The organism is Citrobacter amalonaticus (genome assembly GCF_037053465.1).
Lineage (GTDB): Bacteria > Pseudomonadota > Gammaproteobacteria > Enterobacterales > Enterobacteriaceae > Citrobacter_A > Citrobacter_A amalonaticus_H.
In genome coordinates this window covers 47,055-72,356 of the sequence record NZ_JBALIF010000015.1, presented here as the reverse complement: position 1 = coordinate 72,356, position 25,302 = coordinate 47,055, and the positions used below count along the sequence as shown (strand labels likewise).

At 52.6% G+C, this 25,302-nt stretch carries 19 protein-coding genes; 11 read left to right on the top strand and 8 right to left on the bottom strand.

Annotated features, from left to right (window positions below):
* Positions 1-11: 11 nt before the first annotated feature.
* The 3 genes from WB371_RS19740 to WB371_RS19730 are packed head-to-tail and all read right to left on the bottom strand — an operon-like array spanning position 12 to position 3,848.
* On the bottom strand, positions 12-785 hold the full coding sequence (locus WB371_RS19740; RefSeq protein ID WP_336221742.1) for a dimethyl sulfoxide reductase anchor subunit family protein: 774 nt from the start codon (positions 783-785) through the stop codon (positions 12-14).
* Positions 778-1,404: a DMSO/selenate family reductase complex B subunit gene (locus tag WB371_RS19735; protein ID WP_336221741.1), complete on the bottom strand. Its 627-nt coding sequence runs from the start codon at positions 1,402-1,404 to the stop codon at positions 778-780. The genes WB371_RS19740 and WB371_RS19735 overlap by 8 nt, the downstream gene beginning before the upstream one ends.
* Positions 1,405-1,415: 11 nt before the next feature.
* Entirely contained in the window at positions 1,416-3,848 is a 2,433-nt protein-coding gene (locus WB371_RS19730; protein WP_336221740.1) for a DMSO/selenate family reductase complex A subunit, read from the bottom strand.
* Between the two features lie 272 nt (positions 3,849-4,120).
* Here WB371_RS19730 and WB371_RS19725 point away from each other — a divergent pair, with 272 nt between their 5' ends.
* The 4 genes from WB371_RS19725 (at position 4,121) to fumA (ending at position 10,170) form a co-directional block, all read left to right on the top strand.
* The gene (locus WB371_RS19725) at positions 4,121-5,752 is read left to right on the top strand and encodes a sensor histidine kinase (protein ID WP_336221739.1); all 1,632 of its coding nucleotides are present in this window, start codon (positions 4,121-4,123) and stop codon (positions 5,750-5,752) included.
* Positions 5,749-6,468 (top strand): two-component system response regulator DcuR, encoded by a 720-nt coding sequence (dcuR, locus tag WB371_RS19720; RefSeq protein WP_336221738.1) that lies wholly within the window; start codon positions 5,749-5,751, stop codon positions 6,466-6,468. Before WB371_RS19725 ends, dcuR begins: the two co-directional genes overlap by 4 nt.
* A 638-nt stretch (positions 6,469-7,106) precedes the next feature.
* Entirely contained in the window at positions 7,107-8,447 is a 1,341-nt protein-coding gene (dcuB, locus tag WB371_RS19715) for an anaerobic C4-dicarboxylate transporter DcuB (RefSeq protein ID WP_336221737.1), read from the top strand.
* Positions 8,448-8,523: 76 nt separating this feature from the next.
* Positions 8,524-10,170: a class I fumarate hydratase FumA gene (fumA, locus tag WB371_RS19710; RefSeq protein ID WP_336221736.1), complete on the top strand. Its 1,647-nt coding sequence runs from the start codon at positions 8,524-8,526 to the stop codon at positions 10,168-10,170.
* Positions 10,171-10,259: 89 nt separating this feature from the next.
* Here fumA and WB371_RS19705 read toward each other — a convergent pair whose 3' ends face one another.
* From WB371_RS19705 to melA, 3 genes are all read right to left on the bottom strand, one after another.
* Positions 10,260-10,517, bottom strand: a complete 258-nt coding sequence (locus tag WB371_RS19705) for a SemiSWEET transporter (RefSeq protein ID WP_336221735.1) — start codon at positions 10,515-10,517, stop codon at positions 10,260-10,262.
* Positions 10,518-10,519: 2 nt separating this feature from the next.
* Positions 10,520-11,950 (bottom strand): melibiose:sodium transporter MelB, encoded by a 1,431-nt coding sequence (melB, locus tag WB371_RS19700; RefSeq protein ID WP_336221734.1) that lies wholly within the window; start codon positions 11,948-11,950, stop codon positions 10,520-10,522.
* Between the two features lie 86 nt (positions 11,951-12,036).
* Positions 12,037-13,392 carry an alpha-galactosidase gene (melA, locus tag WB371_RS19695; RefSeq protein ID WP_336221733.1) on the bottom strand — a complete coding sequence of 452 codons (1,356 nt, stop codon included), beginning with the start codon at positions 13,390-13,392 and terminating at the stop codon, positions 12,037-12,039.
* A gap of 268 nt (positions 13,393-13,660) precedes the next feature.
* Here melA and melR point away from each other — a divergent pair, with 268 nt between their 5' ends.
* The 7 genes from melR to pmrB all read left to right on the top strand — a co-directional run bounded on the left by melR (position 13,661) and on the right by pmrB (position 23,115).
* A complete protein-coding gene (melR, locus tag WB371_RS19690) occupies positions 13,661-14,593 on the top strand; it encodes a transcriptional regulator MelR (protein WP_336221732.1) in 933 nt (310 codons plus the stop codon).
* Positions 14,594-14,792: 199 nt separating this feature from the next.
* The gene (gene adiA / locus WB371_RS19685; protein ID WP_336221769.1) at positions 14,793-17,060 is read left to right on the top strand and encodes an arginine decarboxylase; all 2,268 of its coding nucleotides are present in this window, start codon (positions 14,793-14,795) and stop codon (positions 17,058-17,060) included.
* Between the two features lie 333 nt (positions 17,061-17,393).
* Positions 17,394-18,155 carry an AraC family transcriptional regulator gene (locus WB371_RS19680; protein ID WP_336221731.1) on the top strand — a complete coding sequence of 254 codons (762 nt, stop codon included), beginning with the start codon at positions 17,394-17,396 and terminating at the stop codon, positions 18,153-18,155.
* Between the two features lie 130 nt (positions 18,156-18,285).
* Entirely contained in the window at positions 18,286-19,623 is a 1,338-nt protein-coding gene (gene adiC, locus WB371_RS19675; protein ID WP_336221730.1) for an arginine/agmatine antiporter, read from the top strand.
* Positions 19,624-19,720: 97 nt separating this feature from the next.
* Positions 19,721-21,364 carry a phosphoethanolamine transferase EptA gene (eptA, locus tag WB371_RS19670; protein ID WP_336221729.1) on the top strand — a complete coding sequence of 548 codons (1,644 nt, stop codon included), beginning with the start codon at positions 19,721-19,723 and terminating at the stop codon, positions 21,362-21,364.
* A complete protein-coding gene (pmrA, locus tag WB371_RS19665) occupies positions 21,361-22,035 on the top strand; it encodes a two-component system response regulator PmrA (protein WP_336221728.1) in 675 nt (224 codons plus the stop codon). Before eptA ends, pmrA begins: the two co-directional genes overlap by 4 nt.
* Positions 22,036-23,115 carry a two-component system sensor histidine kinase PmrB gene (pmrB, locus tag WB371_RS19660; protein WP_336221727.1) on the top strand — a complete coding sequence of 360 codons (1,080 nt, stop codon included), beginning with the start codon at positions 22,036-22,038 and terminating at the stop codon, positions 23,113-23,115.
* Here the strand turns inward: pmrB and pmrR are convergent.
* A complete protein-coding gene (gene pmrR / locus WB371_RS19655) occupies positions 23,112-23,201 on the bottom strand; it encodes an LpxT activity modulator PmrR (RefSeq protein ID WP_336221726.1) in 90 nt (29 codons plus the stop codon). The genes pmrB and pmrR overlap by 4 nt on opposite strands.
* 62 nt (positions 23,202-23,263) lie before the next feature.
* On the bottom strand, positions 23,264-24,766 hold the full coding sequence (gene proP / locus WB371_RS19650) for a glycine betaine/L-proline transporter ProP (protein ID WP_336221725.1): 1,503 nt from the start codon (positions 24,764-24,766) through the stop codon (positions 23,264-23,266).
* Between the last annotated feature and the right edge of the window lie 536 nt (positions 24,767-25,302).

Below are 25,302 nucleotides of genomic sequence, written 5' to 3'. Positions count from 1 at the left end.
CCGCTCACAGGTTACATCGGCAACGTCCACAAATTGTAGAACGCAATCCTGCCCACCAGCTCCGCCACGATAACCACCAGCGCTGTCATCGCCAGTACGGTGACGTTGGATTTGAGTTTCACCCAGGCCACCACGCCAACAATACCAACCGCCAGCAATACGGCCTGCGCGGTAAACCAACTGGTTTGCGCCGCGGTTAACGCGCTATCAGCACTCATCAGCGACGCCATATAGCCCGGGCGCAGGCAGAAGCTGAGCAGAATAGCCAGCACGCTCACCAGCAGTCCCAGACGCAAACCAAACAGACCCGCCAGGATACCGCCGCCAATCAACGGCGTCAGCACCATCATTGCCGTGGTGTAAGACGATTGCCAGGTCACCACCGTCGGCAACTGGTAAATTTGCGGGACCGCCATGATAAAGACCACACCCACTACCGCCGCCAGCCATACCAGCGCTTTGCACAGTGCGATCGCCCCCCGGTTGAGCAGTAGCCCCAGCGCACCAAGACCACCCAGTGTGGCAAACACCGCTGACAGGACAATTTCATTGCTCATTGGCGAATGACCAACACGTATCAGCATGTTCAACGCTCGTAACGGCTGGCCAACGTGGAAGATCCCGAGTAGCACCCCTGCGCCAAAAAGACACATCACGGAAAACAGGCCAATGGCCATGCGCCGCGCCTCAATCTGTCCCAGCGTGCCGCCAATCAGCAACAGAATAAACGCGCCGACCGCGCTCTGGGTAAAGACGGTAAAAAAGACCAGCGGTAACTCATGCATGGCGTACCTCCCCGAGATTCACGATAGCGCCTTCCTTATCTCCCGTCGGACGGGCCTTTGGATGCGGCTTAATAATGAGGTTAGGATGAGTAAAGGACGCGGCGGGTAGCGGCGCGATTTCGTTCTCAGTGCCGTACTTCGCCCGCAGCTCGTCGATCGGCCCGAAATCCAGCGCCCGCTGCGGGCAAGAATCCACACAGATTGGGCGCAGGTTTTTCTCCAGCCGATCCAGACAGCCATCGCACTTACGCATGACTTTGGCTTTCGCATCGAACTGTGGCGAGCCGTACGGGCAGCGCATTTCGCAATAACGGCAGCCGACACAGACATCATCATTGACCAGTACCAGTCCGTCCTCTTCACGTTTGTGCATCGCACCGGTAGGACACCCGGAAACACAAACCGGCTCATCGCAGTGGTTACAGGCAATTGAGAGATAGTAGGTAAAGGTGTCGTTGTGCCAGCTTTCGCCTTCTTTCACCCAGCTTCCGCCGCCATATTCGTAAACCCGACGGAATTTCGGCCCCACGTCCAGATCTTTATTATCCTTGCAGCTCACCTGGCAGGTTTTACAGCCGGAGCAGCGCGAGGAGTCAACATAAAAGCCATACTGTTTCATTGCGTCACTCCTTATGCGCGTTTGATTTCAACCAGGTTGGTATGCTGTGGGTTGCCTTTCGCCAGCGGTGACGGCAGGTGGCAGGTCAGCGTGTTAATGCATCCGCCCACATCTACACCGTTGCTGTCCAGCCGGGTCCACGCGCCTTGTGGCATCGCCACGACGCCCGGGAGAATGCGCTGCGTCACTTTGCAAGGGATCGCCACAACGCCGCGATCGTTAAACACATGAACCAGATCGCCTGTTTTCAGTTGACGCGCGCTGGCGTCGATCGGGTTGATCCACACCTGATCCGGTACCGCTTCATGCAGCATCAGCACGTTGGTATAGGTTGAGTGGGTATGGCCTTTGGTGTGAAAACCGCTCAACTGCAGCGGGTATTTGCGGGTTAACGCTTTATTCAGGTGCGACTCTTTCACCTCGCAAAACTCCGGTACTGCCGGGATGCGATCGCCTTCCGGCAAGGTCCACGCTTTAGCGAGATCCGCCAGCGCCTGCGAATAAATTTCAATCTTGCCCGACGGCGTCGTCAGCGGATTAGCCTGGGCATCTGCGCGGAAATCGGCAAACGCGAGGCTCTGTTTATCCGTGGCGATACGCTGGTCAATAACCCCCATCTCTTTCGCCACCGACCATTCCGGCAGGTACGGACGTTTTTCACGGATTTGCTGGTAGTGCATTTCCGCCCACTGCGCCTGGGTGCGCCCTTCGGTATATTGCTCACGCAACCCCAGGTGTCCGGCAATATCGGCACAGATATCATAGGTGCTACGCACTTCCCACATCGGAGTGACGGTTTTCTGCAACGCAATCATGTAGTTGTGAGAACCCGCCGCGTAGGAGCTATCCACCAGATCTTCCGCTTCAAGGTAGCTGGTTTCGGGCAGCAGGAGATCGGCGTACTTCGCGCTCGGCGTCATATGGTTTTCAATGACAATGATGGTTTCACACAGGCTCTCATCCGCCAGAATTTTACGCGTCCGGTTGGTTTCACCGTGCTGGTTTAACAAGGTGTTACCGGCCTGGTTGAAAAACAGCTTGATACCGGTTTTCAGTTTATCTGCACCCTTCACCCCCATGGTGGTCGCCGTCATCTTTTCCGGACTTTGAATGGCATCGGTCCAGAGATAGCACGGAATAGAGGTTTTGACTGGATTAGTCAAAACCGGCAACAGGGGCACGCCGTACGGTGTGCCGTAAGGCCAGTTTCCGTTGTTGGTTCCGGGTAGGCCGAAATGACCGGTCAACGCCGGTAGCGTCTGGATCGCGCGGACGGTTTGTTCACCGTTGGCATGACGCTGCGGTCCCCAGCCCTGGCAAATGTAGCAGGCACGTGCCGAGGCGATTTCGCGTGCCAGTTGACGGATACGCACTGCCGGAATACCGGTGATCTCTGCAGCCCACTCCGGCGTTTTGGCAATACCGTCGTCGCCCGTTCCCAGGACGTAATCTTTGTAGCTGGCATTTGGCGCGGCGCCTTCCGGTAGGGTGCTGCTGTCATAACCCACGCAATATTTGTTGACCTGTTCTTCATCAATGAGTTGTTCAGTAATCAGGGTGTGGGCAATCCCCGCCACCAGCGCGGCATCGGTCGTCGGGCGAATCGGTAACCACTCGGCATGCTCCGTTACCACCGAGTCGGTGTAACGCGGATCGATAATAATCACCCGTGCCTTCGACGTTTCCAGCGCACGGCGCAACTCCTCCACCTGTCCGCCGCCAGACATGCGCGTCTCAGACAAGTTGAGGCCAAACAGCACCACCAGATCGGAATGGGCAATTTGCGTAAAGTGACTGCCGACATAGACGCCGTGAGTGTACGGCGTCGCCGTGGCAATTTGCGCCGTGGAGTAAGTGTTATGGTAGTTGAGATACCCCCCGGTGAGGTTCAACAGGCGTTTCCAGGCGGGGGTTCCCTGGGTGTGATAATACGCGCCGGACTGATAGTTATAATAAATGGCTTCACGGCCATATTTTTCCGTCACGCGTTTTAATTCCGCAGCAACAAAGGCCGTCGCCTCGTCCCAGGAGATACGTTTAAATTTCCCTTCACCGCGTTTACCCACGCGCTTCATCGGATATTTGATGCGGTCCGGACTGTATACCCGCCAGCGACTGGAGCGCCCACGTAAACAGGGACGGATCTGGTGTTCGCCAAATACCGCGTCATCTTTTGCGTCTTCCGGTTCGATACGCACAATCCGGTCATCTTTGACGATCACTTTCAGCGGGCAGCGACTGCCGCAGTTCACCAGACAGGCGCTATGCCGGACGGTTTCGCCGTCACCGGTTGGCGCTGGGGTCGAGGTGGTTTCTGCGTGTGCTACGGTCGAGAAAGGTAATGTTATTGCATTGCTGAGCGCAACGGCGGCCCCTATCTTTGCGGTGCCCGCGACGGCATCCCGTCGGGACAGGGTTGTGTTAAGCCACTTTTTTAGTTCCATGTTTCATTTCCCACATTGCATCCATCGTTATTATTTATATGTATTCATTCATCATCATAAAGGAGTATATGTTTTAGACAGTTGACTATGATCAAGCGAAAAATCTCAGGATCAATGATCTCATTTTTTGATTTACAACGACCGGCAACGAGATAACGCCGGTCAAGAAAATTGACCGGGATGACCTGCCCTGAGGCTAATTTCCCTGCCACCTTTGAATTACGCGGCTCAATAGGGATAATACCCACACGAAAAGTGAACCCGGGACCACCATGAGACACTCCCTGCCCTGCCGCAAGCTGCGTAAACAGCCGATGAAACTCGGTACGACGGTGATATTGATGGTCAGCGCCGTGCTGTTTTCTGTGCTACTGGTGGTACACCTCATCTACTTTTCCCAAATCAGCCAGATGACCCGGGACGCGCTGGCGGACAAGGCGCTGGCGGTTGCCCGCACGCTGGCGGATTCGCCGGAGATCCGCCAGGGATTGATGAAAAAGCCCGAGGAGAGTGGCATTCAGGCCATTGCCGAGGCGGTCCGTAAGCGTAACGATATGCTGTTCATCGTCGTCACCGATATGAAAAGCCTGCGCTATTCGCATCCTGAGGCCCAGCGCATAGGGCAACCGTTTAAAGGTGACGATATTTTGCTGGCGCTGGATGGCAAAGAGAATGTCGCCATCAACCGGGGCTTTCTCGCCAAGGCGCTGCGCGTCTTTACCCCCATTTATGATGAAAATCACCGGCAAATTGGCGTGGTGGCCATCGGCCAGGAACTGAGCCGGGTTACCGAGCAAATCAACGACAGCCGTGGCAGCATCATCTGGTCAGTGTTATTTGGCGTGCTGGTCGGTCTTCTGGGCACCTGGGTGCTGGTAAAAGTGCTCAAACGCATCCTGTTTGGCCTGGAACCGTACGAAATCTCCACCTTATTTGAGCAGCGCCAGGCGATGTTGCAGTCGATCAAAGAAGGGGTGATTGCCGTTGACGCCAGCGGTGAAGTGACGCTTATCAACGAGGCTGCGCAGAACCTGCTCGACTACCGTAAATTGCAGGACGATGCAAAACTCTCCACGCTCAGTCATGCCTGGTCACAGGTAGTAGATCTCAGTGAAGTGCTGCGCGACGGCACATCGCATCGCGATGAGGAGATCAACGTTAAAGATCGGCTGCTGCTGATTAACACCGTTCCGGTGCGCAGCAATGGCAAGATTATTGGCGCTATCTCCACCTTCAGGGATAAAACGGAAGTTCGCCAGTTGATGCAGCGTCTTGATGGCATGGTGAACTATGCCGACTCACTCCGTGAACGATCCCACGAATTCATGAATAAATTACATGTGATTCTGGGATTGTTACATCTGAAGAGTTATAAGCAACTTGAAGAGTATATTATTAAGACGGCTAACAACTATCAGGAAGAGATCGGCTCGTTACTGGGTAAAATAAAATCGCCGGTCATTGCAGGCTTTTTACTCAGTAAGATTAATCGCACGTCCGATTCAGGCCACAAACTGCTGATTAGCCACGACAGCCAATTACCGGATAGCGGTAATGAAGATCAAATTGCAGCATTGATAACCATACTTGGGAATTTGATAGAAAATGCAATCGACGCGTTAGAGGGGCAGTCCGAAGGTGAAATTAGCGTCTCCTTATTTTATCGCAATGGCTGGCTACACTGTGAAGTCAATGACGATGGCCCAGGAATAGAACCGGACCGTATTGACTCGATATTTGAAAAAGGCGTCTCGTCGAAGGGAACTGAGCGAGGCGTTGGTTTAGCGCTTGTAAAACAACAAGTTGAAACTCTTGGCGGCAATATTTTCGTGGAATCCGAACCCGGCGTTTTCACACAATTTTTTGTACAAATACCCTGGGATGGGGAGAGGGCCAGCACATGATCAATGTCTTTATTATCGATGACGATGCAATGGTAGCGGAGTTAAACCGCCGCTATGTCGCGCAAATCCCCGGTTTTCAGTGTTGTGGAACGGCTTCTACGCTGGAAAAAGCCAAAGAGGTTATCTTTCACGGCGATATCCAGATTGACCTCATCCTGCTGGATATTTATATGCAGAAAGAAAACGGGCTGGACTTGCTTCCTCTCCTGCATGCCGCCGGATGCAAAAGCGACGTCATTGTTATCTCTTCAGCCGCGGATGCCATAACCATCAAAGACTCACTGCACTTCGGGGTCGTTGATTATTTAATCAAACCTTTCCAGGCCTCGCGTTTTGAAGAAGCGCTCACCAACTGGTTGCAAAAAAGAAGAGATATGGAAAAGCACCAGTATTTCGAACAGTCAGAGTTGGATCAGTTGATTCATGGCAATGCCGCCAGCGAGCAGGACACGCGCCGTCTGCCAAAAGGCTTAACGCCGCAAACGCTGCGTACGCTGTGCCAATGGATTGACGCTCATCAGGATTATGAATTTTCAACCGATGAACTGGCGAATGCCGTGAATATTTCTCGCGTCTCCTGCCGCAAATACCTTATCTGGCTGGTGAACTGCCATATTCTGGTTACCAGTATCCATTATGGCGTAACGGGAAGACCGGTTTACCGCTACCGAATTCAAGCAGAACATTATTCTTTACTTAAGCAATATTGCCAGTAGAAGATAAAACCTGTTCCAGGATTATTTCGTTATATATTGGTAACAATTATTACAATAATGAAAAATTAAAAAGGTTAAGGTTATCATGTGAAAATTAAGAAATTGTGTCAGATCAAACATACCTGCAAAATAGTTTCTCTTTCAGCAGGTTATTATTGTCAGCCGTCACATTGTTTTTAATTTCAAAAACGGTAACAAAAGTTAATAAAGTATTCTCCGCCCTGGAGAATGTGTATTTTTAATCACAAAGGAGTAGTCTGATAATATTCAGACGGATTATAAAAACCATAAACAGTAGCAACGGAGAAGATGCTCCACCTTAGGGAAAAGCACATTCTGTGAGCAGATGAGATGTTCATATTTTTCATAAAGATATAACAACAAAGCATCGAACCTGTCTCTGTTCCCCGCTGTCAAAATACCCCATCGCCAGGGAGTCCAGCTCTCTGAAAGCAGCCTGAAAAGACGGACAGGCGTATTCATGAATCTGATGAAAGACGCCTGTTCAAAGTTTAGAAATCATACACATTTTCAAACAAAACGAATATTAGCCAGGCTCTGAGCCCACTTCACAAAAAACAGAAAATGGCTGTGATCCATTTATCAAAATTGACTGGTTTTATCGCGAGGGTAAATAAATGCTATTTAGTATACAACTTCTCATAATATTAATATGTTTGTTTTATGGGGCCAGAAAGGGCGGTATCGCGCTGGGTTTGTTAGGCGGCATCGGCCTGGTCATTCTGGTCTTCGTTTTCCACCTCCAGCCGGGTAAACCGCCCGTTGACGTGATGCTGGTCATCATCGCGGTGGTCGCTGCCTCCGCAACGCTACAGGCCTCCGGAGGTCTGGATGTTATGTTGCAGATTGCAGAGAAACTGCTGCGTCGCAACCCAAAATACGTCTCCATCGTGGCGCCGTTTGTTACCTGTACACTGACTATCCTTTGCGGTACCGGTCACGTGGTCTACACGATTTTGCCGATCATTTACGACGTCGCGATCAAAAACAACATTCGCCCGGAACGTCCAATGGCTGCCAGCTCCATCGGCGCGCAAATGGGGATTATCGCAAGCCCGGTGTCCGTTGCGGTGGTTTCTCTGGTTGCCATGTTGGGTAACGTGACGTTTGAAGGTAAGCACCTCGAATTCCTCGACCTGCTGTCCATCACAATTCCGTCAACGCTGTTGGGTATCCTGGCGATCGGTATTTTCAGCTGGTTCCGCGGTAAAGATCTGGATAAAGATGAAGATTTCCAGAAATTCATCTCTGTACCGGAAAACTATCACTATGTGTATGGCGACACCGCTACCCTGCTGGACAAAAAGCTGCCGAAAAGCAACTGGCTGGCGATGTGGATCTTCCTTGCCGCGATTGCTGTCGTCGCAATTCTGGGCGCCTTCTCTGAACTGCGTCCTACTTTCGGCGGCAAAGCGCTGTCCATGGTGCTGGTTATCCAGATGTTCATGCTGTTGACCGGCGCACTGATTATTATCCTGACCAAAACCAATCCAGCCTCCATCTCGAAAAACGAAGTATTCCGTTCCGGGATGATCGCGATTGTGGCGGTGTATGGTATCGCCTGGATGGCGGAAACCATGTTCGGCGCGCACATGGCTGAAATCGAAGGTGTGCTGGGTAACATGGTGAAAGAGTATCCCTGGGCCTACGCGATCGTGCTGCTTCTGGTATCCAAGTTCGTTAACTCCCAGGCCGCGGCACTGGCAGCCATCGTTCCGGTCGCTCTGGCTATCGGTGTGGATCCGGCTTATATCGTGGCCTCTGCCCCGGCATGTTACGGCTACTACATTCTGCCGACCTACCCGAGCGATCTGGCGGCGATTCAGTTCGACCGTTCTGGTACCACCCGCATTGGTCGCTTCGTCATTAACCACAGCTTTATTCTGCCGGGTTTGATTGGCGTGAGCGTATCCTGCGTCTTTGGCTGGGTCTTTGCCGCCATGTACGGATTCCTGTAAGGGTCTCCCGCGTGCCGCTCAGTACCGGGCGGCACGACACTGATAATACATAAATAAATCAACAGGCTGGAAGCATATGTCAAATAAAGCGTTCTTCTACCAGGCTCCTTTCCCGATGGGGAAAGAGCAAACAGAGTACTACCTGCTCACGTCAGACTACGTCAGCGTGAGTGAGTTTGAAGGAGAATCGATACTGAAGGTTGAGCCGCAAGCCCTGACGCTACTGGCACAGCAAGCCTTTCACGATGCCTCCTTTATGCTCCGCCCGGAACATCAGCAACAAGTCGCCTCCATACTCCATGATCCCGAAGCCAGCGAAAACGACAAATACGTGGCGCTGCAATTCCTGAGAAACTCCGAAATCGCCGCCAAAGGCGTTCTGCCGACCTGCCAGGATACCGGTACGGCCATTATCATGGGTAAAAAGGGCCAGCGCGTCTGGACCGGCGGCGGTGATGAAGCGGCGCTGTCCAAAGGGGTTTACAACACCTATATCGAAGACAACCTGCGCTATTCGCAAAACGCCGCGCTGGACATGTACAAAGAGGTGAACACCGGCACCAACCTGCCCGCGCAGATTGACCTCTACAGCGTGGACGGCGATGAGTATAAATTCCTCTGCGTCGCAAAAGGCGGCGGCTCCGCTAACAAAACGTATCTCTATCAGGAAACCAAAGCGCTGCTCACCCCGGGCAAACTGAAAAACTTCCTTGTGGAGAAAATGCGTACGCTCGGCACTGCGGCCTGTCCGCCCTACCATATCGCGTTTGTGATTGGCGGCACCTCTGCGGAAAGCACCCTGAAAACGGTGAAACTCGCCAGCACCCACTATTACGACACGCTGCCCACCGAAGGCAACGAACACGGTCAGGCATTCCGCGATACGCAACTGGAACAGGAACTGCTGGAAGAGGCGCAGCAACTCGGTCTGGGCGCACAGTTTGGCGGTAAATATTTCGCTCACGATATCCGCGTGATCCGTCTGCCGCGTCACGGCGCTTCCTGCCCGGTTGGTATGGGCGTCTCCTGTTCGGCGGACCGTAACATCAAGGCGAAAATCAACCGCAAAGGGATCTGGATCGAAAAACTGGAACACAATCCGGGCCAGTACATCCCGGAGGAACTTCGTCAGGCCGGTGAAGGCGATGTGGTCAAGGTTGACCTCAACCGCCCGATGAAAGAGATCCTCGCACAATTGTCGCAATACCCGGTTTCCACTCGCCTGTCGCTGACCGGCACAATCATCGTCGGTCGCGATATCGCGCACGCGAAGCTGAAAGAGCGCATTGAGTCTGGCGAAGGGTTGCCGCAGTACATCAAAGACCATCCGATTTATTACGCGGGTCCGGCGAAAACACCGGCGGGCTATCCATCCGGTTCGTTAGGGCCAACCACCGCAGGCCGAATGGATTCCTATGTTGACCTGCTGCAATCACACGGCGGCAGCATGATTATGCTGGCGAAAGGCAACCGCAGCCAGCAGGTGACCGACGCCTGTCACAAACACGGGGGCTTCTATCTGGGCAGCATTGGCGGCCCGGCAGCGGTTCTGGCGCAGCAGAGCATCAAGCATCTGGAATGTGTTGAGTACCCTGAACTGGGTATGGAAGCCATCTGGAAAATTGAAGTGGAAGATTTCCCGGCGTTTATCCTGGTGGATGACAAAGGTAACGATTTCTTCCAGCAGATAGTGAGCAAGCAGTGCGCTAACTGCGCGAAATAACATCCACAGACATGCCGGATGGCGCTGCGTCTTATTCTGTCTATACTCCCCTGCGTAGACCGAATAAGCACAGCGTCCTCCGGCAATTTCTACTCCGCCTTACGAAATTTAATCACCAGAATCGGCAACGCGAACACCAGCGTCAGGAAGTTCGCCATACTGACCGCAGTATCCTCAATGAGTAATCCGTAAATCAGCCACATCACCAGGCCACACACAAACATCACGTACATCAGGCCGGAGATCCCTTGGGTGTTGCCCGTGGTAATGACTTTGATCGCCTGCGGCAAAAAAGAGAGCGTGGTCAGGCTCGCCGCCAGATAGCCAATCAGCGAAATCCACTCCATGATTACGCCTTTGCCTCGTCAATCGCGCTCACCGGTCGTGTCGGCATTTCCGGCTGCGGATGAAATTGCGGGACCTTACGGTATTTATCCAGCAGATGGATATGGATCTTACGCAACATATCACCGTTCAGACGGTAGTAACGGAAGTAGAGAACCAGCGTCACGATGAAAAACAGTGCTGGTAACGCAATCATGATGAACTGCATCCCTTGCAGCGTTTGCACGGATTGCGCAACGTTCGGGGTATAACCGATGATTCCCAGCACCACGGCGATGAAGAACGCGGCAAAGGCGGATCCCCCTTTCACCACCATCGTCTGTACGGAATAAGCAATACTTTCGCAGCGCACGTTGAGTTTAAACTCTCCGTAGTCAACCGTATCCGCCACCATAATCACCTGCAGCACCCAGAAAAGTGCGGTCCCGACATTAAAGAAAATCCCTGCGATCACAATCAGTGGCGCGTTGTAATAACCCGCCAGCGCCATGGCAAACAGCCCCGCACAGCTCACCACAGGCAATATCGACGCGCCGGCCCACAAAATGCGACGTGACAACATCTTCACCAGCCGCGGGAAGAAAATCAGTGTCAGCAGATTCGCGGCGCCGGCGTAAGACAGGTAATACGGGAAAAGATCGGCATCGCCGATCACATAAGTGAAGTAATAGATGGCAAAACCATTGATGATGTTGGAGGCAATGTTATAAGCCAGCGCCATTCCCAGCAGACAGGAAAGCTGATCATTTTTATAGATCAGTCCGACAATCGATTTCAGCGTCAGGCGCGAGCTGTCCGAAGCCGTATGACTGTCGGAGGAGAACACCTCATGCACATTGCGCAATGTCACGATCGTGGAGGCAATAAAGAACGCAATCAGCACCAGCGTAAACATCTGAAACCCGAAACCACGATCTTCACCGCCAACATAATTCACAAACGGCAGCGTCACGCCAGCGGTGACAAACCCCGCCAGACTGGCGAAGAAACGCGGAAAGGGCACCAGTTGCTCACGTTCACGTTTATCCAGCGTGATGGTCGGTACCAGCGACCAGAATGGAATATCCATAATGGTATAGGTCATGCCCCACAGAATGTAGGTCACGCAGACAAAGACCACCTGTGTCGTGCCCTCAAAAAGGTGGGCGCTGAACAGCAGGAACAACACCACGGAGTTCGCCAGCGTACCGATTAATATCCAGGGTTTGAATTTTCCCCACCGCGAGCGGGTGGCATTCACAATCCAGCCCATGATGGGATCGTTTATCGCATCCCAGACGCGCGCCACCAGAAACAAGGTCCCCACAATGCCAACCGATAACCCCACCACATCGGTGTAGTAGTACATCAGGTACATATAGACGATGCCGATGGCGAAATCTTTACCAAACGCACCAAATCCGTAACTCAGTTTTGTTGTCAGAGAGATGCTCATAGGGTACCGGGTCGCTGTTACCAGCGCCCGCCTTCTGTTATTAGAGAGGGTACACGCCGGACCTGCTGATCCGGCGACGTCAACGCTTAACGGTGTAACCAGGCCGGTAGCCAATTGCCATGCGCGGCAATCAGGTCATCCACCAGCGCGTAAATCTCCTCAATGCCCAGCACTGCCGCCGTGTGCGGGTCCATCATCGCCGCGTGATAAACGCGATCGCGGTTTTCCGTCAGGATGGCCTCCGTCAGCAGCGTCTGGACGTTAATATTGGTCTGCATCATTGCCGCCAGATGCGAGGGGATCGTGCCCACTTTGGTAGGCTGAATGCCATTTGCATCCACCAGACAGGCCACCTCCACGCAACTGCCCTGCGGCAGGTTATCGATCAGCCCGTCGTTGCGCACGTTGCCATAAATCACGCTTGGCTCTCCGGTCCAGATGGCGTTCATGATGGTGCTGGCATATTCCCGCGAAGGTTTAATATCGATTCGCTCGGCGGTTTTGTACTCTTCCAGCTCTTTATGCCAGTTCGCCAGTTGCTCCACGCAGCGTTTCGGGTACTCATCCAGTGGCACTTTATAGCGTTCAATCAGGTCATCTCGGCCTGGCTTAATAAACCACGGCGTATATTCGGCAAAATGCTCCGAGGACTCCGTGACGAAATAGCCCAGCTTTTTGAACATCTCGTAGCGCACAATATTCTGACAGCGCGCGTTACCGTGGATGTTTGGTTTTGGCGCGTGTCCGGCGTCATACGCCGCCAGCAGCTCGGGATAGAGATCGACATACGTGCCATCCGCGGTTTTACGCTCCAGCGCCAGATAAAACGCCATATGGTTAATCCCGGCACAGCGATAGCGCAACGTAGCCGGATCAATATCCAAATCACGCGCCAGTTCCTCTGCGGTTCCCTGCACTGAATGACACAGCCCCACCTGCTTAATGTGCGGGTAGCGGGCATACATTGCCCAGGTATTCATCGCCATCGGATTGACGTAATTCAGCATCGTGGCATCCGGGCACACCTGGGTCATGTCTTCGCAGATCTGCCATAAATGCGGGATGGTGCGCAGCGCGCGCATGATACCGCCCGGACCGAGCGTGTCGGCAATCGTCTGCTCCAGACCATGACGCTTACAGACGTCAAAATCGGTCACCGTGCAGGGTTCATAACCGCCAATCTGGAAAGCGACCACCACGAAATCAGCGTCCTGCAGCGCGGCTTTTTGATCGGTATGGCAGGTAATGTGGCCGGACGCGCCAGCAGAATCCATCAGCTTACGTACCACAACGTGCGACTCTTCGAGGCGCGTTTCATCAATATCCATCAGCGCGATATGTGCCGATTTCAGCGCCTCGCGATGAAAGACATCACCGAGGATATTTTTCACGAAAATCGTCGAACCGGCGCCGATAAAGGTAATTTTGGGTGCTGCCATCATGACTCTCCAAAACAATAGTGAACAGATTCATGGTGGCACGCGATCTGCGGGAAAACCTCCGTCTTCCCGAACGAGCATTCCCGGAAACTCAGATCTTATGCGAATCGCGCGGCGATCTGAGTTTTTGGGAGAAAATAGCGTAAAAAGCAGAGTATCCGGGCGTTTTTTCCGTCTACGCTCAGCAATAACGCTTAATTTTGTGCCCGAATTCCCGGTTCCAGTAGCATAAAGCTGGCATGATTCTGATAATTCAGGAAATGGAGTGACGATGAGTACGCAGCCAATCCCCTTTCTCCCGCCCGATCCGCATATGTGTAATGGCGATGAAAAACAGACGCGCAGTCCGCTGTCGCTCTATTCCGAATACCAGCGGATGGATATTGAGCTGCGTCCACCGCATGCGATGGCTGCCAGCCACTGGCATGGTCAGGTTGAGGTGAATGTTCCTTTCGACGGCGATGTGGAGTACCTGATTAACAATGAGGTGGTGCAGATAAAACAAGGGCACATCACGATGTTCTGGGCCTGCACGCCGCATCAGCTCACCCGGCCCGGCCACTGCCAACAGATGGCGATTTTCAGTCTGCCGATGCACCTGTTTCTCTCCTGGCCGCTGGACAGAGAGCTTGTCAACCACGTCACCCACGGCATGGTGATTAAATCCCTCGCCACTCAGCAGCTCAGTACCTTTGAGGTATTGCGCTGGCAACAGGAGATGAACAGCCCGAATGAGCAAATTCGCCAACTGGCAATCGATGAAATCGGCCTGATGCTCAAGCGTTTTAGTCTTTCCGGTTGGCAGCCGATTTTACTCAACAAAACCTCACGCACGCATAAGAACAGCGTTTCGCGCCACGCACAGTTTTACGTCAGCCAGATGCTGGGGTTTATCGCCGATAATTACGATCAGGCGTTGACCATCAATGACGTCGCAGACCATGTGAAGCTCAATGCCAACTACGCGATGGGGATATTTCAGCGCGTGATGCAACTGACCCTGAAGCAATACATTACCGCCATGCGCATTAATCACGTCCGCGCCCTGCTCAGCGATACGGACAAAACCATTCTCGACGTGGCGCTGACGGCAGGCTTCCGCTCCAGTAGCCGTTTTTACAGCACGTTCAGCAAATATGTCGGCATGTCGCCGCAACAATACCGGAAGTTGAGTCAACAACGGCGGCAACTCTTTGAGGGGTAACCGCCAATATCATTATCAGCTCTAAAAATAATTCAGCTGTCGATAAACCAGCCTGAAAAACAGCGTCATAATAAATATAACTCATTGTTTAAAAATAGTTATTTCACGAATTACGCTATTTCCCGCCCTCTTTACACCCCTTTTTCTCAGGATAATACTTGCCCGCATCACAGATTCCTCCACAACCGGGTAAAAGATGATGAAAGTATTAATTGTTGAAAGTGAATTTCTGCATCAGGACACCTGGGTCGGCAGCGCCGTGGAACGTCTGGCAGACGCCTTAAGTCGGCAAAATATTACCGTCATTAAGTCCACGTCTTTCGACGACGGCTACGCCATCCTGTCCGCTAACGAGGCGATTGATTGCCTGATGTTCAGCTACCAGATGGAACATCCAGATGAACATAAGAGCGTCAGAGAACTGATCGGTAAGCTTCATGAGCGCCAGCAAAACGTGCCGGTCTTTCTGTTAGGTGACAGAGAGAAAGCCACCGCGTCGCTGGACCGCGATATGCTGGAGCTTGTCGATGAGTTCGCCTGGATCCTTGAAGACACCGCTGACTTTATCGCCGGGCGCGCCATCGCCGCGATGACCCGTTATCGTCAACAACTGTTACCCCCGCTGTTCAACGCGTTGATGAAATACAGCGATATCCACGAATACTCCTGGGCAGCACCGGGTCACCAGGGGGGCGTCGGCTTTACGAAAACCCCTGCCGGACGCTTCTACCATGATTTTTATGGCGAAAACCTGTTCCGCAGCGACATGGGGATCGAACGGACATCGCTCGGTTCACTGCTCGACCACACCGGCGCGTTTGGCGAAAGTGAAAAATATGCCGCCCGGGTCTTTGGCGCAGACCGCTCCTGGTCGGTCGTGGTCGGGACATCCGGCTCCAACCGCACCATTATGCAGGCCTGCATGACCGATAACGATGTGGTCGTGCTGGATCGTAACTGCCATAAATCCATTGAACAGGGGCTGATCCTGACCGGTGCGAAACCGGTGTACATGGTGCCAAGCCGTAACCGCTACGGCATTATCGGGCCTATCTATCCGCAGGAAATGCAACCGGAAACCTTAGCGAAAAAAATCAGCGAAAGTCCGCTGACTAAGGATAAAGCGGGGCAAAAACCGTCTTACAGCGTCGTGACCAACTGTACTTATGACGGCGTCTGCTATAACGCGAAATCCGCGCAGGATTTGCTGGCGCAAACCACCGACCGCATTCACTTCGATGAAGCCTGGTATGGTTATGCTCGCTTCAACCCGATTTACACCGACCATTACGCAATGCGCGGTGAGCCGGGCGATCATAACGGCCCCACCGTGTTTGCCACCCACTCCACGCACAAACTGCTGAATGCGCTCTCTCAGGCCTCTTACATTCATGTGCGTGAAGGTCGCGGCGCGGTGAATTTCTCCCGCTTTAATCAGGCGTACATGATGCATGCCACCACGTCGCCGCTGTATGCCATTTGCGCGTCCAACGATGTGGCGGTTTCAATGATGGAGGGCAATAGCGGACTGTCGCTGACGCAGGAGGTGATCGACGAAGCCGTCGACTTCCGCCAGGCCATGGCGCGTCTGTATAAAGAGTTCAGGGCTGATGGCGACTGGTTCTTTAAACCGTGGAACAAAGAAACGGTTACCGATCCTGAAAGCGGCAAAACGTATGATTTTGCTGACGCGCCGGCAAAACTGCTGGCAACAGATCAGAACTGTTGGGTGATGCGTCCGGGCGAATCCTGGCACGGCTTTAAAGATTTACCGGATAACTGGAGCATGCTCGACCCGATCAAAGTCAGTATCCTCGCGCCAGGTATGGGCGAAGACGGTGAACTGGAAGAGACGGGGGTTCCTGCCGCGCTGGTGACCGCATGGCTTGGGCGTCATGGTATCGTGCCGACCCGCACCACCGATTTCCAAATTATGTTCCTGTTCTCTATGGGGATTACCCGCGGGAAATGGGGGACACTGATCAACACTCTGTGCTCCTTCAAACATCATTATGATGCCAATACCCCGCTGGCGCAGGTCATGCCTGAACTGGTTGAAGAACATCCTGAAACGTATGCCAACATGGGGATTCACGATCTGGGCGACCAGATGTTCGCCTGGCTGCGGGAAAACAACCCTGGCGCTCAACTGAATGCTGCTTATTCGGGTCTGCCGGTTGCCGACATCACCCCACGTGAGGCCTATAACGCCATCGTCAACGACAATATCGAAATGGTCGCTATCGAGAACTTGCCGGGACGTATCGCGGCGAACTCCGTCATCCCTTACCCGCCGGGAATCCCGATGCTGCTCTCCGGGGAGAATTTTGGTGATGAAAACAGTCCGCAGGTCGCCTATCTCCGCGCGCTGCAATCCTGGGACCATCATTTCCCTGGCTTCGAACATGAAACCGAAGGAACTGAAATCATTGATGGCGTCTACCACGTGATGTGCGTGAAAGCGTAAGTCTATTCCGACGACTGCGTCATGAAATGGCCGATCTGACGCAGCCTGGTTTTGGCCGTAAGGTTATGACGAGAATTTCCTGAGTATTGCTGCATAACACTAAGATTGTCATACCTTTTTGCGCGGGCCACCCCCGCGCTTTTTTATTCTGCATACGAAGTTTCCACCCCGTAAAATATTATGTACATGAGAATTGTCTACCCGCTATTGTAATTCCAGCCGGATCCATTATTTTTATGTGGACTTGATTCATCATACAAATCAAAGTAACCGTCTTATCTCCCCATATTGGCGAGAACGGATATTTTTTGTTCATATTTCAGGAGTTGGGGTATGAGAATTTTCAGCAATAATCCTTGCATCGTTGTGTTAACTGAAAAAGACGTTTGGCTAAGAGTAAATGGTAAAGAAGCGGTTAATTTAAAAGCAAATCATATGGCACTCATCGCCTGTGAGAATAATATCGTTGATATTTCTTCAATTAATAACGCACTGATCGCACATATTAGTCGGGATATCATTAAAGATTATCTTCGGTTTTTAAACAAAGATCTTTCAGCCATCCCCCCGTGGCAACGAAGTTCTTCACCCGTATTAACCGCTGATTGTCTGACCCCGGATATTTTTCGGGTGGCGGCACAACGCAGCATTGCATATACCGACAGCCCTGGCGAAGAGGAACGCACGCGCTGCCTGCTGTTCGCTGTGTTATCGCGTTTTCTCGACAGTAAGAAGTTTATGTCCCTGCTCATGTTTATGCTACGGACGCGCGTCAGCGACAGCGTTTATCATATTATTGAGAGTGACATTCATAAAGCATGGAACCTCAACCAGGTCGCCAGTTGTTTATGTCTTAGTCCAAGTTTGCTAAAGAAAAAGCTAAAAAGCGAAAATACCAGCTACAGCCAAATTATCACAACCTGCCGAATGCGTTATGCCGTCAATCAATTATTGATGGATGGTAAGAATATATCTCAGGTATCAGAATTGTGTGGTTATAACAGTACATCTTACTTTATCTCTGTTTTCAAAGAGTATTATGGCATGACGCCTTTGCATTATGTCAGCCAGTTTAAAGAGCGCTCTGCTGCCTGATTTTTGATCATTTTTGCAATGAGCCACGATAATATCAGCATTGGCGATAACCCTCGACGAGGATAATTCAACCGTCTTCTGAAGGCGTATTATAGGTCGTAATCTATTGTTCCTTTCAGGAGATTTATTTATGTCCTCGGATGCTGATGCCCACAAAGTGGGCTTAATCCCCGTCACCTTAATGGTGTCGGGGAATATTATGGGTTCAGGGGTTTTCCTGCTACCTGCCAACCTGGCCGCCACCGGCGGGATTGCAATCTACGGATGGTTAGTTACGATTATCGGCGCGCTGGCGCTGTCGATGGTCTATGCAAAAATGTCGTCCTTAGATCCCAGTCCCGGCGGTTCTTACGCTTACGCTCGCCGCTGTTTTGGCCCATTCCTCGGTTATCAAACCAACGTGCTGTACTGGCTGGCCTGCTGGATCGGTAACATCGCCATGGTCGTTATCGGCGTCGGTTATCTGAGCTACTTCTTCCCGATTCTGAAAGATTCGCTGGTGCTGACGCTAACCTGCGTCGTGGTCCTGTGGATTTTCGTGTTGCTCAATATTGTCGGCCCCAAAATGATCACCCGCGTTCAGGCTGTCGCCACCGTGCTGGCGCTGGTTCCTATTGTGGGGATCGCCGTGTTTGGCTGGTTCTGGTTCCGTGGTGAAACCTATATGGCCGCCTGGAACGTGAGTGGTATGAATACCTTCGGCGCGATCCAGAGCACCCTGAACGTAACGCTGTGGTCATTCATCGGGGTGGAAAGCGCTTCAGTCGCGGCTGGCGTGGTCAAAAATCCAAAACGCAATGTGCCTATTGCCACCATTGGCGGAGTGCTGATTGCGGCCGTGTGCTATGTGCTTTCCACCACCGCTATTATGGGGATGATCCCCAACGCCGCACTGCGCGTCTCTGCATCTCCATTCGGTGACGCAGCCCGCATGGCGCTGGGGAATACCGCAGGCGCGATTGTCTCCTTCTGCGCCGCAGCCGGTTGCTTAGGTTCACTTGGTGGCTGGACTCTGCTGGCCGGCCAGACCGCGAAGGCGGCGGCTGATGACGGTCTGTTCCCGCCCATTTTTTCCCGCGTCAACAAAGCCGGGACGCCGGTTGCCGGGCTGATTATCGTCGGGATCCTGATGACCATTTTCCAGTTCAGCAGCATGTCGCCGAATGCAGCGAAAGAGTTTGGCCTCGTCTCCTCCGTCTCCGTTATCTTTACGCTGGTACCTTATCTTTACACCTGCGCAGCGCTGTTGTTGCTTGGTCACGGACACTTTGGTAAAGCGCGCCCGCTCTATCTGCTGGTGACGTTTGTCGCCTTTGTGTATTGCATCTGGGCGGTGGTCGGTTCCGGCGCGAAAGAGGTGATGTGGTCGTTTGTGACGTTGATGATCATCACGGCGCTGTACGCCCTGAACTACAACCGCATCCACAAAAACCCTTATCCGCTGGATGCGCCGGTTAACCGGAGCTAATCCGCTATTCCCACCATTAAGCCAACCTTAAGTTCTTAAGGTTGGCTTAATTTTACTTTGCGAGGATCTGCCCCACTGACTCTACGGAAGATCCACCATGTTAACGCGCATTATCAAAAGACCTCATCTCAGCCTGCTGGCCTGGCTATTGCTGCTTTCATTTTATCTGTCTGTTTGTCTGAACATCGCATTCTACAAACAGGTTGTTCAGGCGCTGCCGCTGGATTCTCTGCGCAACGTACTGGTCTTTTTGTCGATGCCGGTGGTGGCGTTTAGCGTCATGAATATTGTGCTGACGCTGGCCTCTTTTCTGTGGCTGAACAAACCGCTGGCCTGCCTGTTCATACTGATGGGAGCGTCGGCGCAATACTTCATCATGACCTATGGCATCATCATCGACCGCTCGATGATTGCCAATATGGTCGATACCACGCCTGCTGAAACCTTCGCCCTGATGACACCGCGAATGGTGCTGACGCTGGGGCTGAGCGGTATTGTCGCCGCCATCATCGCCTGCTGGATCAGCATCAAGCCCACGGCCCCTTTCCTGCGTAGCGTGCTCTGGCGCGGTGCGAACGTGCTGGTGTCCGTGTTATTGATTGTGCTGGTCGCCGCCTTTTTCTATAAAGACTATGCCTCACTGTTTCGTAACAATAAGGAGCTGGTTAAGTCGCTCAGCCCCTCTAACGGCATTGTCGCCAGTTGGTCATGGTATTCCCATCAACGCCTCGCCCACCTGCCGCTGGTGCGCATTGGGGAAGACGCGCGCCGTAACCCGCTGATGACGCAGGAGAACCGCAGAAACCTGACCATCCTGATTGTGGGGGAAACCTCACGCGCTGAGAACTACTCGCTCGGCGGTTATTCCCGTGATACCAACCCGTTGCTGGCAAAACAGAATGTGGTCTACTTTCCGCGCACGACATCGTGCGGCACCGCCACGGCGGTCTCAGTGCCGTGCATGTTCTCCAACATGCCGCGTAAACACTACGACGAAGAGCTGGCGCAGCATCAGGAAGGCATGCTTGATATTATTCAGCGCGCGGGTATAAGCGTGTTGTGGAACGATAACGACGGCGGCTGTAAAGGCGCATGTGACCGCGTGCCGCACCAGAATATGACGGCGTTAAATCTGAAAGATGAATGCATCGACGGTGAATGCTATGACGAGGTGCTGTTCCACGGCCTGGAAGAGTATATCAATAACCTGAAAGGCGACGGGGTGATCGTCCTGCATACCATTGGTAGCCACGGCCCCACTTATTACAACCGTTATCCGCCGCAGTTCAGGAAATTTACGCCGACCTGCGACACCAATGAAATCCAGACCTGTTCACAGGAACAATTAGTGAACACCTACGATAATACCGTGCTGTATGTCGACTATATTGTTGATAAAACAATTAATCTCCTGAAATCCCATCAGGATAAATTTGCCACCAGCCTGGTCTATCTTTCCGACCACGGCGAGTCGCTGGGCGAAAACGGCGTGTATCTGCACGGTCTGCCGTACGCCATTGCGCCAGATACACAAAAGCATGTCCCCATGCTGCTGTGGCTGTCAAAAGAGTATCAGGAGCGCTATCAGGTTGATAATAACTGCCTGCAAAAACAGGCGCGTTCGCAAGATTACTCGCAAGACAATCTTTTCTCGACCATGCTGGGACTGACCGGTGTACAGACCACGCAATATCAGGCCGCAGATGATATTCTGCAGCCCTGCAGGAGAACCACTCAATGAAAATCTTGATTGTTGAAGACGATACGCTGTTATTGCAGGGGCTGATTCTGGCGGCGCAAACCGAAGGCTACGCCTGCGATGGCGTGTCGACCGCACGCGCGGCAGAACAGTGTCTGGAAACCGGGCATTACAGTCTGGTGGTGCTGGATCTTGGCCTGCCTGATGAAGACGGCCTGCATTTTCTGGCGCGCATCCGGCAGAAAAAATATACCCTGCCGGTACTGATCCTCACTGCGCGCGACACGCTCGGCGATAAGATTTCCGGGCTTGACGTCGGTGCCGATGACTACCTGGTGAAGCCGTTTGCGCTGGAAGAGCTACATGCCCGCATCCGCGCTCTGCTGCGTCGTCACAATAATCAGGGCGAAAGTGAGCTGGTGGTGGGTAATCTGACCCTGAACATGGGACGCCGCCAGGTCTGGCAGGAAGGTGCTGAGTTAATCCTGACCCCAAAAGAGTACGCACTCCTGTCTCGCCTGATGTTGAAAGCGGGTAGCCCGGTGCATCGGGAAATTCTCTATAACGACATCTATAACTGGGACAACGAGCCATCCACCAACACTCTGGAAGTGCACATTCACAACCTGCGCGACAAAGTCGGTAAATCGCGTATCCGTACCGTGCGCGGATTCGGCTACATGTTGGTAGCGACCGCAGATGAGGATAGCTAATTGAATCTGAAGCGTTTCCTGCGCCAGCCGATGACTCTGCGTCGGCGGCTGATGCTCACCATCGGCATGATTCTGCTGGTTTTTCAGCTTATCAGCACCTTCTGGCTCTGGCATGAAAGCACCGAGCAAATCCAGCTATTCGAACAGGCGCTGCGGGATAATCGCAATAACGATCGCCACATCATGCATGAAATCCGCGAGGCGGTCGCCAGCCTGATCGTCCCGAGCGTATTTATGGTGGGGCTGACGTTATTCATTTGCTATCAGGCGGTACGCCGGATCACGCGTCCTCTCGCCAATCTGCAGCAAGAGTTAGAGACCCGTACGGCGGATAACCTGACGCCCATCGAAATTCACAGTTCCACGGTTGAGATTGAAGCCGTGGTCTCCGCACTCAACCAGTTAGTCAACCGGCTCACCGCCACCATTGAGAACGAACGGTTATTTACCGCCGACGTGGCCCATGAGTTACGCACGCCGTTATCAGGCGTTCGTCTGCATCTGGAGCTGCTGTCAAAGGCGCATAACGTCGATGTTACGCCGCTGCTGGGTCGTCTTGATCAGATGATGGACAGCGTCTCGCAACTGTTACAGCTTGCCCGCGTAGGCCAGTCTTTTTCCTCAGGGAATTATCAGCATGTCAGATTGCTGGAAGATGTGATCCTCCCCTCTTACGAAGAGCTGAGCACCATGCTGGAACAGCGCCAGCAAACGCTACTGCTGCCGGACAGCCACAACGACGTCACCGTCCAGGGCGACGCCACGCTGTTGCGCATGCTGTTGCGCAACCTGGTGGAAAATGCCCATCGCTACAGCCCGGAAGGAACGACAATTTCCATTACCTTGAATGTGGATAACGATGTAGAGATGGCGGTTGAAGATGAAGGGCCGGGGATTGATGAAAGCAAGTGCGGCGAACTCAGTAAAGCCTTCGTGCGCATGGACAGTCGTTATGGCGGGATTGGATTGGGATTAAGCATTGTCAGCCGCATTACGCAACTGCATCGCGGGCAGTTTTTCCTGCGTAATCGCAGTGAAACGACAGGAACACGCGCCTCAGTACGATTGAAAACAACTTAGTAGGTTGTGACCCAGATATACAAAAAGCTACTGACCACCAGAACGCTAAATATCGCCGTGACGCTTTCATAAATACGCTGTTTCATCACACTCTCCTCCAGGATAGGGAAGAGAGTGTGCCTGACAGAGATTAAGCGAACCTTAAGGTTTACTCGTCAATCCGCGGATGCTGCTGCACCAGGCGCGAACGCTTCGCCTGCAGGTCAGCAATCTCCTGATCGATATCTTCAATTTTCTGCTCAATGTTATCGTAGTGCTCGCCGAGGATCTCTTTCGCTTCCTGAATATCCGAAGCGGCAGGTGTTGCCCCTTTCAGCGGCTGATTGGCGGTCTCTTTCATGGTCATACCGGTAATAAAACCGATCACCGCGATCGCCATCAGGTAATAGGCCGGCATCATCAGGTTCTGCGAGCTCTCCACCAGCCATGCCGCGAGCGTTGGCGTCAGGCCAGCAATCAGTACCGAGATGTTAAACGCCGCCGCCAGCGCACTGTAACGAATATGCGTCGGGAACATCGCCGGCAGTGACGAGGCCATAACACCGGTAAAGCAGTTGAGGATCACCGCCAGCATCAGCAGGCCCGCAAAAATCAACCCGATGATATTACTGTTGATCAGAATAAAGGCCGGAATCGCCAGCGCAAACAGCGCGACACTGCCCATAATCACGAACGGACGACGACCAAAACGGTCACTCAGCAGACCCATCACCGGCTGGACAAACAACATCCCGATCATAATGGCGATAATAATCAGCACACCGTGATCTTCAGAATAATGCAGGTTATGCGACAGATAACTCGGCATATAGGTCAACAGCATGTAGTAGGTCACGTTGGTGGCAATCACCAGACCGATACAGGCCAGCAGGCTGCGCCAGTGTTTGGTCGCAATCTCTTTAAAGGACACTTTCGGGCCATCCTGCAACCCTTCACGATCGCCCTGTTCCAGCTTATCAACGTGCTGCTGGAACGCCGGCGTCTCTTCCAGCGCATGGCGCAGATAGAGACCGATAATCCCTAACGGCAGCGCGATAAAGAACGGAATACGCCAGCCCCATTCAAGGAAGTTCTCTTCACCGACCACCGTCGAGATCAGCACCACCACGCCCGCGCCGAGTACAAACCCGGCAATAGAGCCGAAGTCCAGCCAGCTTCCCATAAATCCACGTTTCCGGTCCGGGGAGTATTCAGCGACAAAGATAGATGCGCCCGTGTATTCCCCGCCAACCGAAAAGCCCTGCGCCATCTTACACAGCAGCAGCAGGATCGGCGCCCAGATGCCAATGGAGGCATAGGACGGTATCAGGCCAATACAGAACGTACTGATCGACATAATGACAATGGTAATGGCCAGTATCTTCTGACGACCATATTTATCGCCAAGCATACCGAAGAACAGACCGCCAAGCGGACGAATCAGAAAGGGGACGGAAAAGGTCGCAAGCGCGGCAATCATCTGCACGCTGGGGTCAGCCCCCGGGAAGAACACTTTACCTAGCGCGTAGGCAACAAAACCATAAACCCCAAAATCGAACCACTCCATCGCGTTACCCAGAGAAGCGGCGGTAATCGCTTTTCGCAGTTTCCCGTCATCGATAATCGTGACGTCGCGAAGGGTAATGGGTTTTACTTTTTTCCTTTTCAGCATAGCTGTCCTCATAGGCTAAGCCCTGTCTCGCTGCATACTGCGTCCATTGGCGCACTGGGCGCGAACGTCACCGATGAGCGTCGGGATTGCGCAGGGGCAACCCTCGTAACAAGCGTAGCAGGTTTACTTACACGGACGGGTTAAGGTCTGTACAACCGAACCTGTTGACGCCTGGAGTGGGCGGTTAATGACCTTTCTACCCTACCAGTGTTTAAATTTGTGATCAACTTCACATATATGTAGCGATTTCGTCAGCAAAGGTAAATGAGGTGTTTCTTAGTCTCTTTTTTTAAACCGTAACGTTGCTTTTTTCTCGTCTTCCCGACCGCTTTACATCCCCCTTGATTTAATAAAACGTCACTATTCATCTGCCAGCTAATCTCCCTGCAATTTTTACAAATTATTTACGCTAATTCTAAATATCACCCAGGCATAGGGATGTTTACATTGATTATGTGACAAAGATAACTAAAACACTGTTTCGTTTTGATTGAATCAATATTCCAATGAATGCAAGATAATAATCGATGTAACAC

Excerpts from the sequence above, each read along its gene's own strand:
- melR (WP_336221732.1), top strand. The coding sequence starts at position 13,661 with ATGAGTACGCAGCCAATCCCCTTTCTCCCGCCCGATCCGCATATGTGT.
- WB371_RS19735 (WP_336221741.1), bottom strand. The coding sequence starts at position 1,404 with ATGAAACAGTATGGCTTTTATGTTGACTCCTCGCGCTGCTCCGGCTGT.
- WB371_RS19705 (WP_336221735.1), bottom strand. The coding sequence starts at position 10,517 with ATGGAGTGGATTTCGCTGATTGGCTATCTGGCGGCGAGCCTGACCACG.
- pmrA (WP_336221728.1), top strand. The coding sequence starts at position 21,361 with ATGAAAATCTTGATTGTTGAAGACGATACGCTGTTATTGCAGGGGCTG.
- WB371_RS19680 (WP_336221731.1), top strand. The coding sequence starts at position 17,394 with ATGAGAATTTTCAGCAATAATCCTTGCATCGTTGTGTTAACTGAAAAA.
- WB371_RS19740 (WP_336221742.1), bottom strand. The coding sequence starts at position 785 with ATGCATGAGTTACCGCTGGTCTTTTTTACCGTCTTTACCCAGAGCGCG.
- WB371_RS19725 (WP_336221739.1), top strand. The coding sequence starts at position 4,121 with ATGAGACACTCCCTGCCCTGCCGCAAGCTGCGTAAACAGCCGATGAAA.
- dcuR (WP_336221738.1), top strand. The coding sequence starts at position 5,749 with ATGATCAATGTCTTTATTATCGATGACGATGCAATGGTAGCGGAGTTA.
- dcuB (WP_336221737.1), top strand. The coding sequence starts at position 7,107 with ATGCTATTTAGTATACAACTTCTCATAATATTAATATGTTTGTTTTAT.
- eptA (WP_336221729.1), top strand. The coding sequence starts at position 19,721 with ATGTTAACGCGCATTATCAAAAGACCTCATCTCAGCCTGCTGGCCTGG.
- melA (WP_336221733.1), bottom strand. The coding sequence starts at position 13,392 with ATGATGGCAGCACCCAAAATTACCTTTATCGGCGCCGGTTCGACGATT.
- WB371_RS19730 (WP_336221740.1), bottom strand. The coding sequence starts at position 3,848 with ATGGAACTAAAAAAGTGGCTTAACACAACCCTGTCCCGACGGGATGCC.
- adiA (WP_336221769.1), top strand. The coding sequence starts at position 14,793 with ATGAAAGTATTAATTGTTGAAAGTGAATTTCTGCATCAGGACACCTGG.
- adiC (WP_336221730.1), top strand. The coding sequence starts at position 18,286 with ATGTCCTCGGATGCTGATGCCCACAAAGTGGGCTTAATCCCCGTCACC.
- fumA (WP_336221736.1), top strand. The coding sequence starts at position 8,524 with ATGTCAAATAAAGCGTTCTTCTACCAGGCTCCTTTCCCGATGGGGAAA.
- proP (WP_336221725.1), bottom strand. The coding sequence starts at position 24,766 with ATGCTGAAAAGGAAAAAAGTAAAACCCATTACCCTTCGCGACGTCACG.
- pmrR (WP_336221726.1), bottom strand. The coding sequence starts at position 23,201 with ATGAAACAGCGTATTTATGAAAGCGTCACGGCGATATTTAGCGTTCTG.
- melB (WP_336221734.1), bottom strand. The coding sequence starts at position 11,950 with ATGAGCATCTCTCTGACAACAAAACTGAGTTACGGATTTGGTGCGTTT.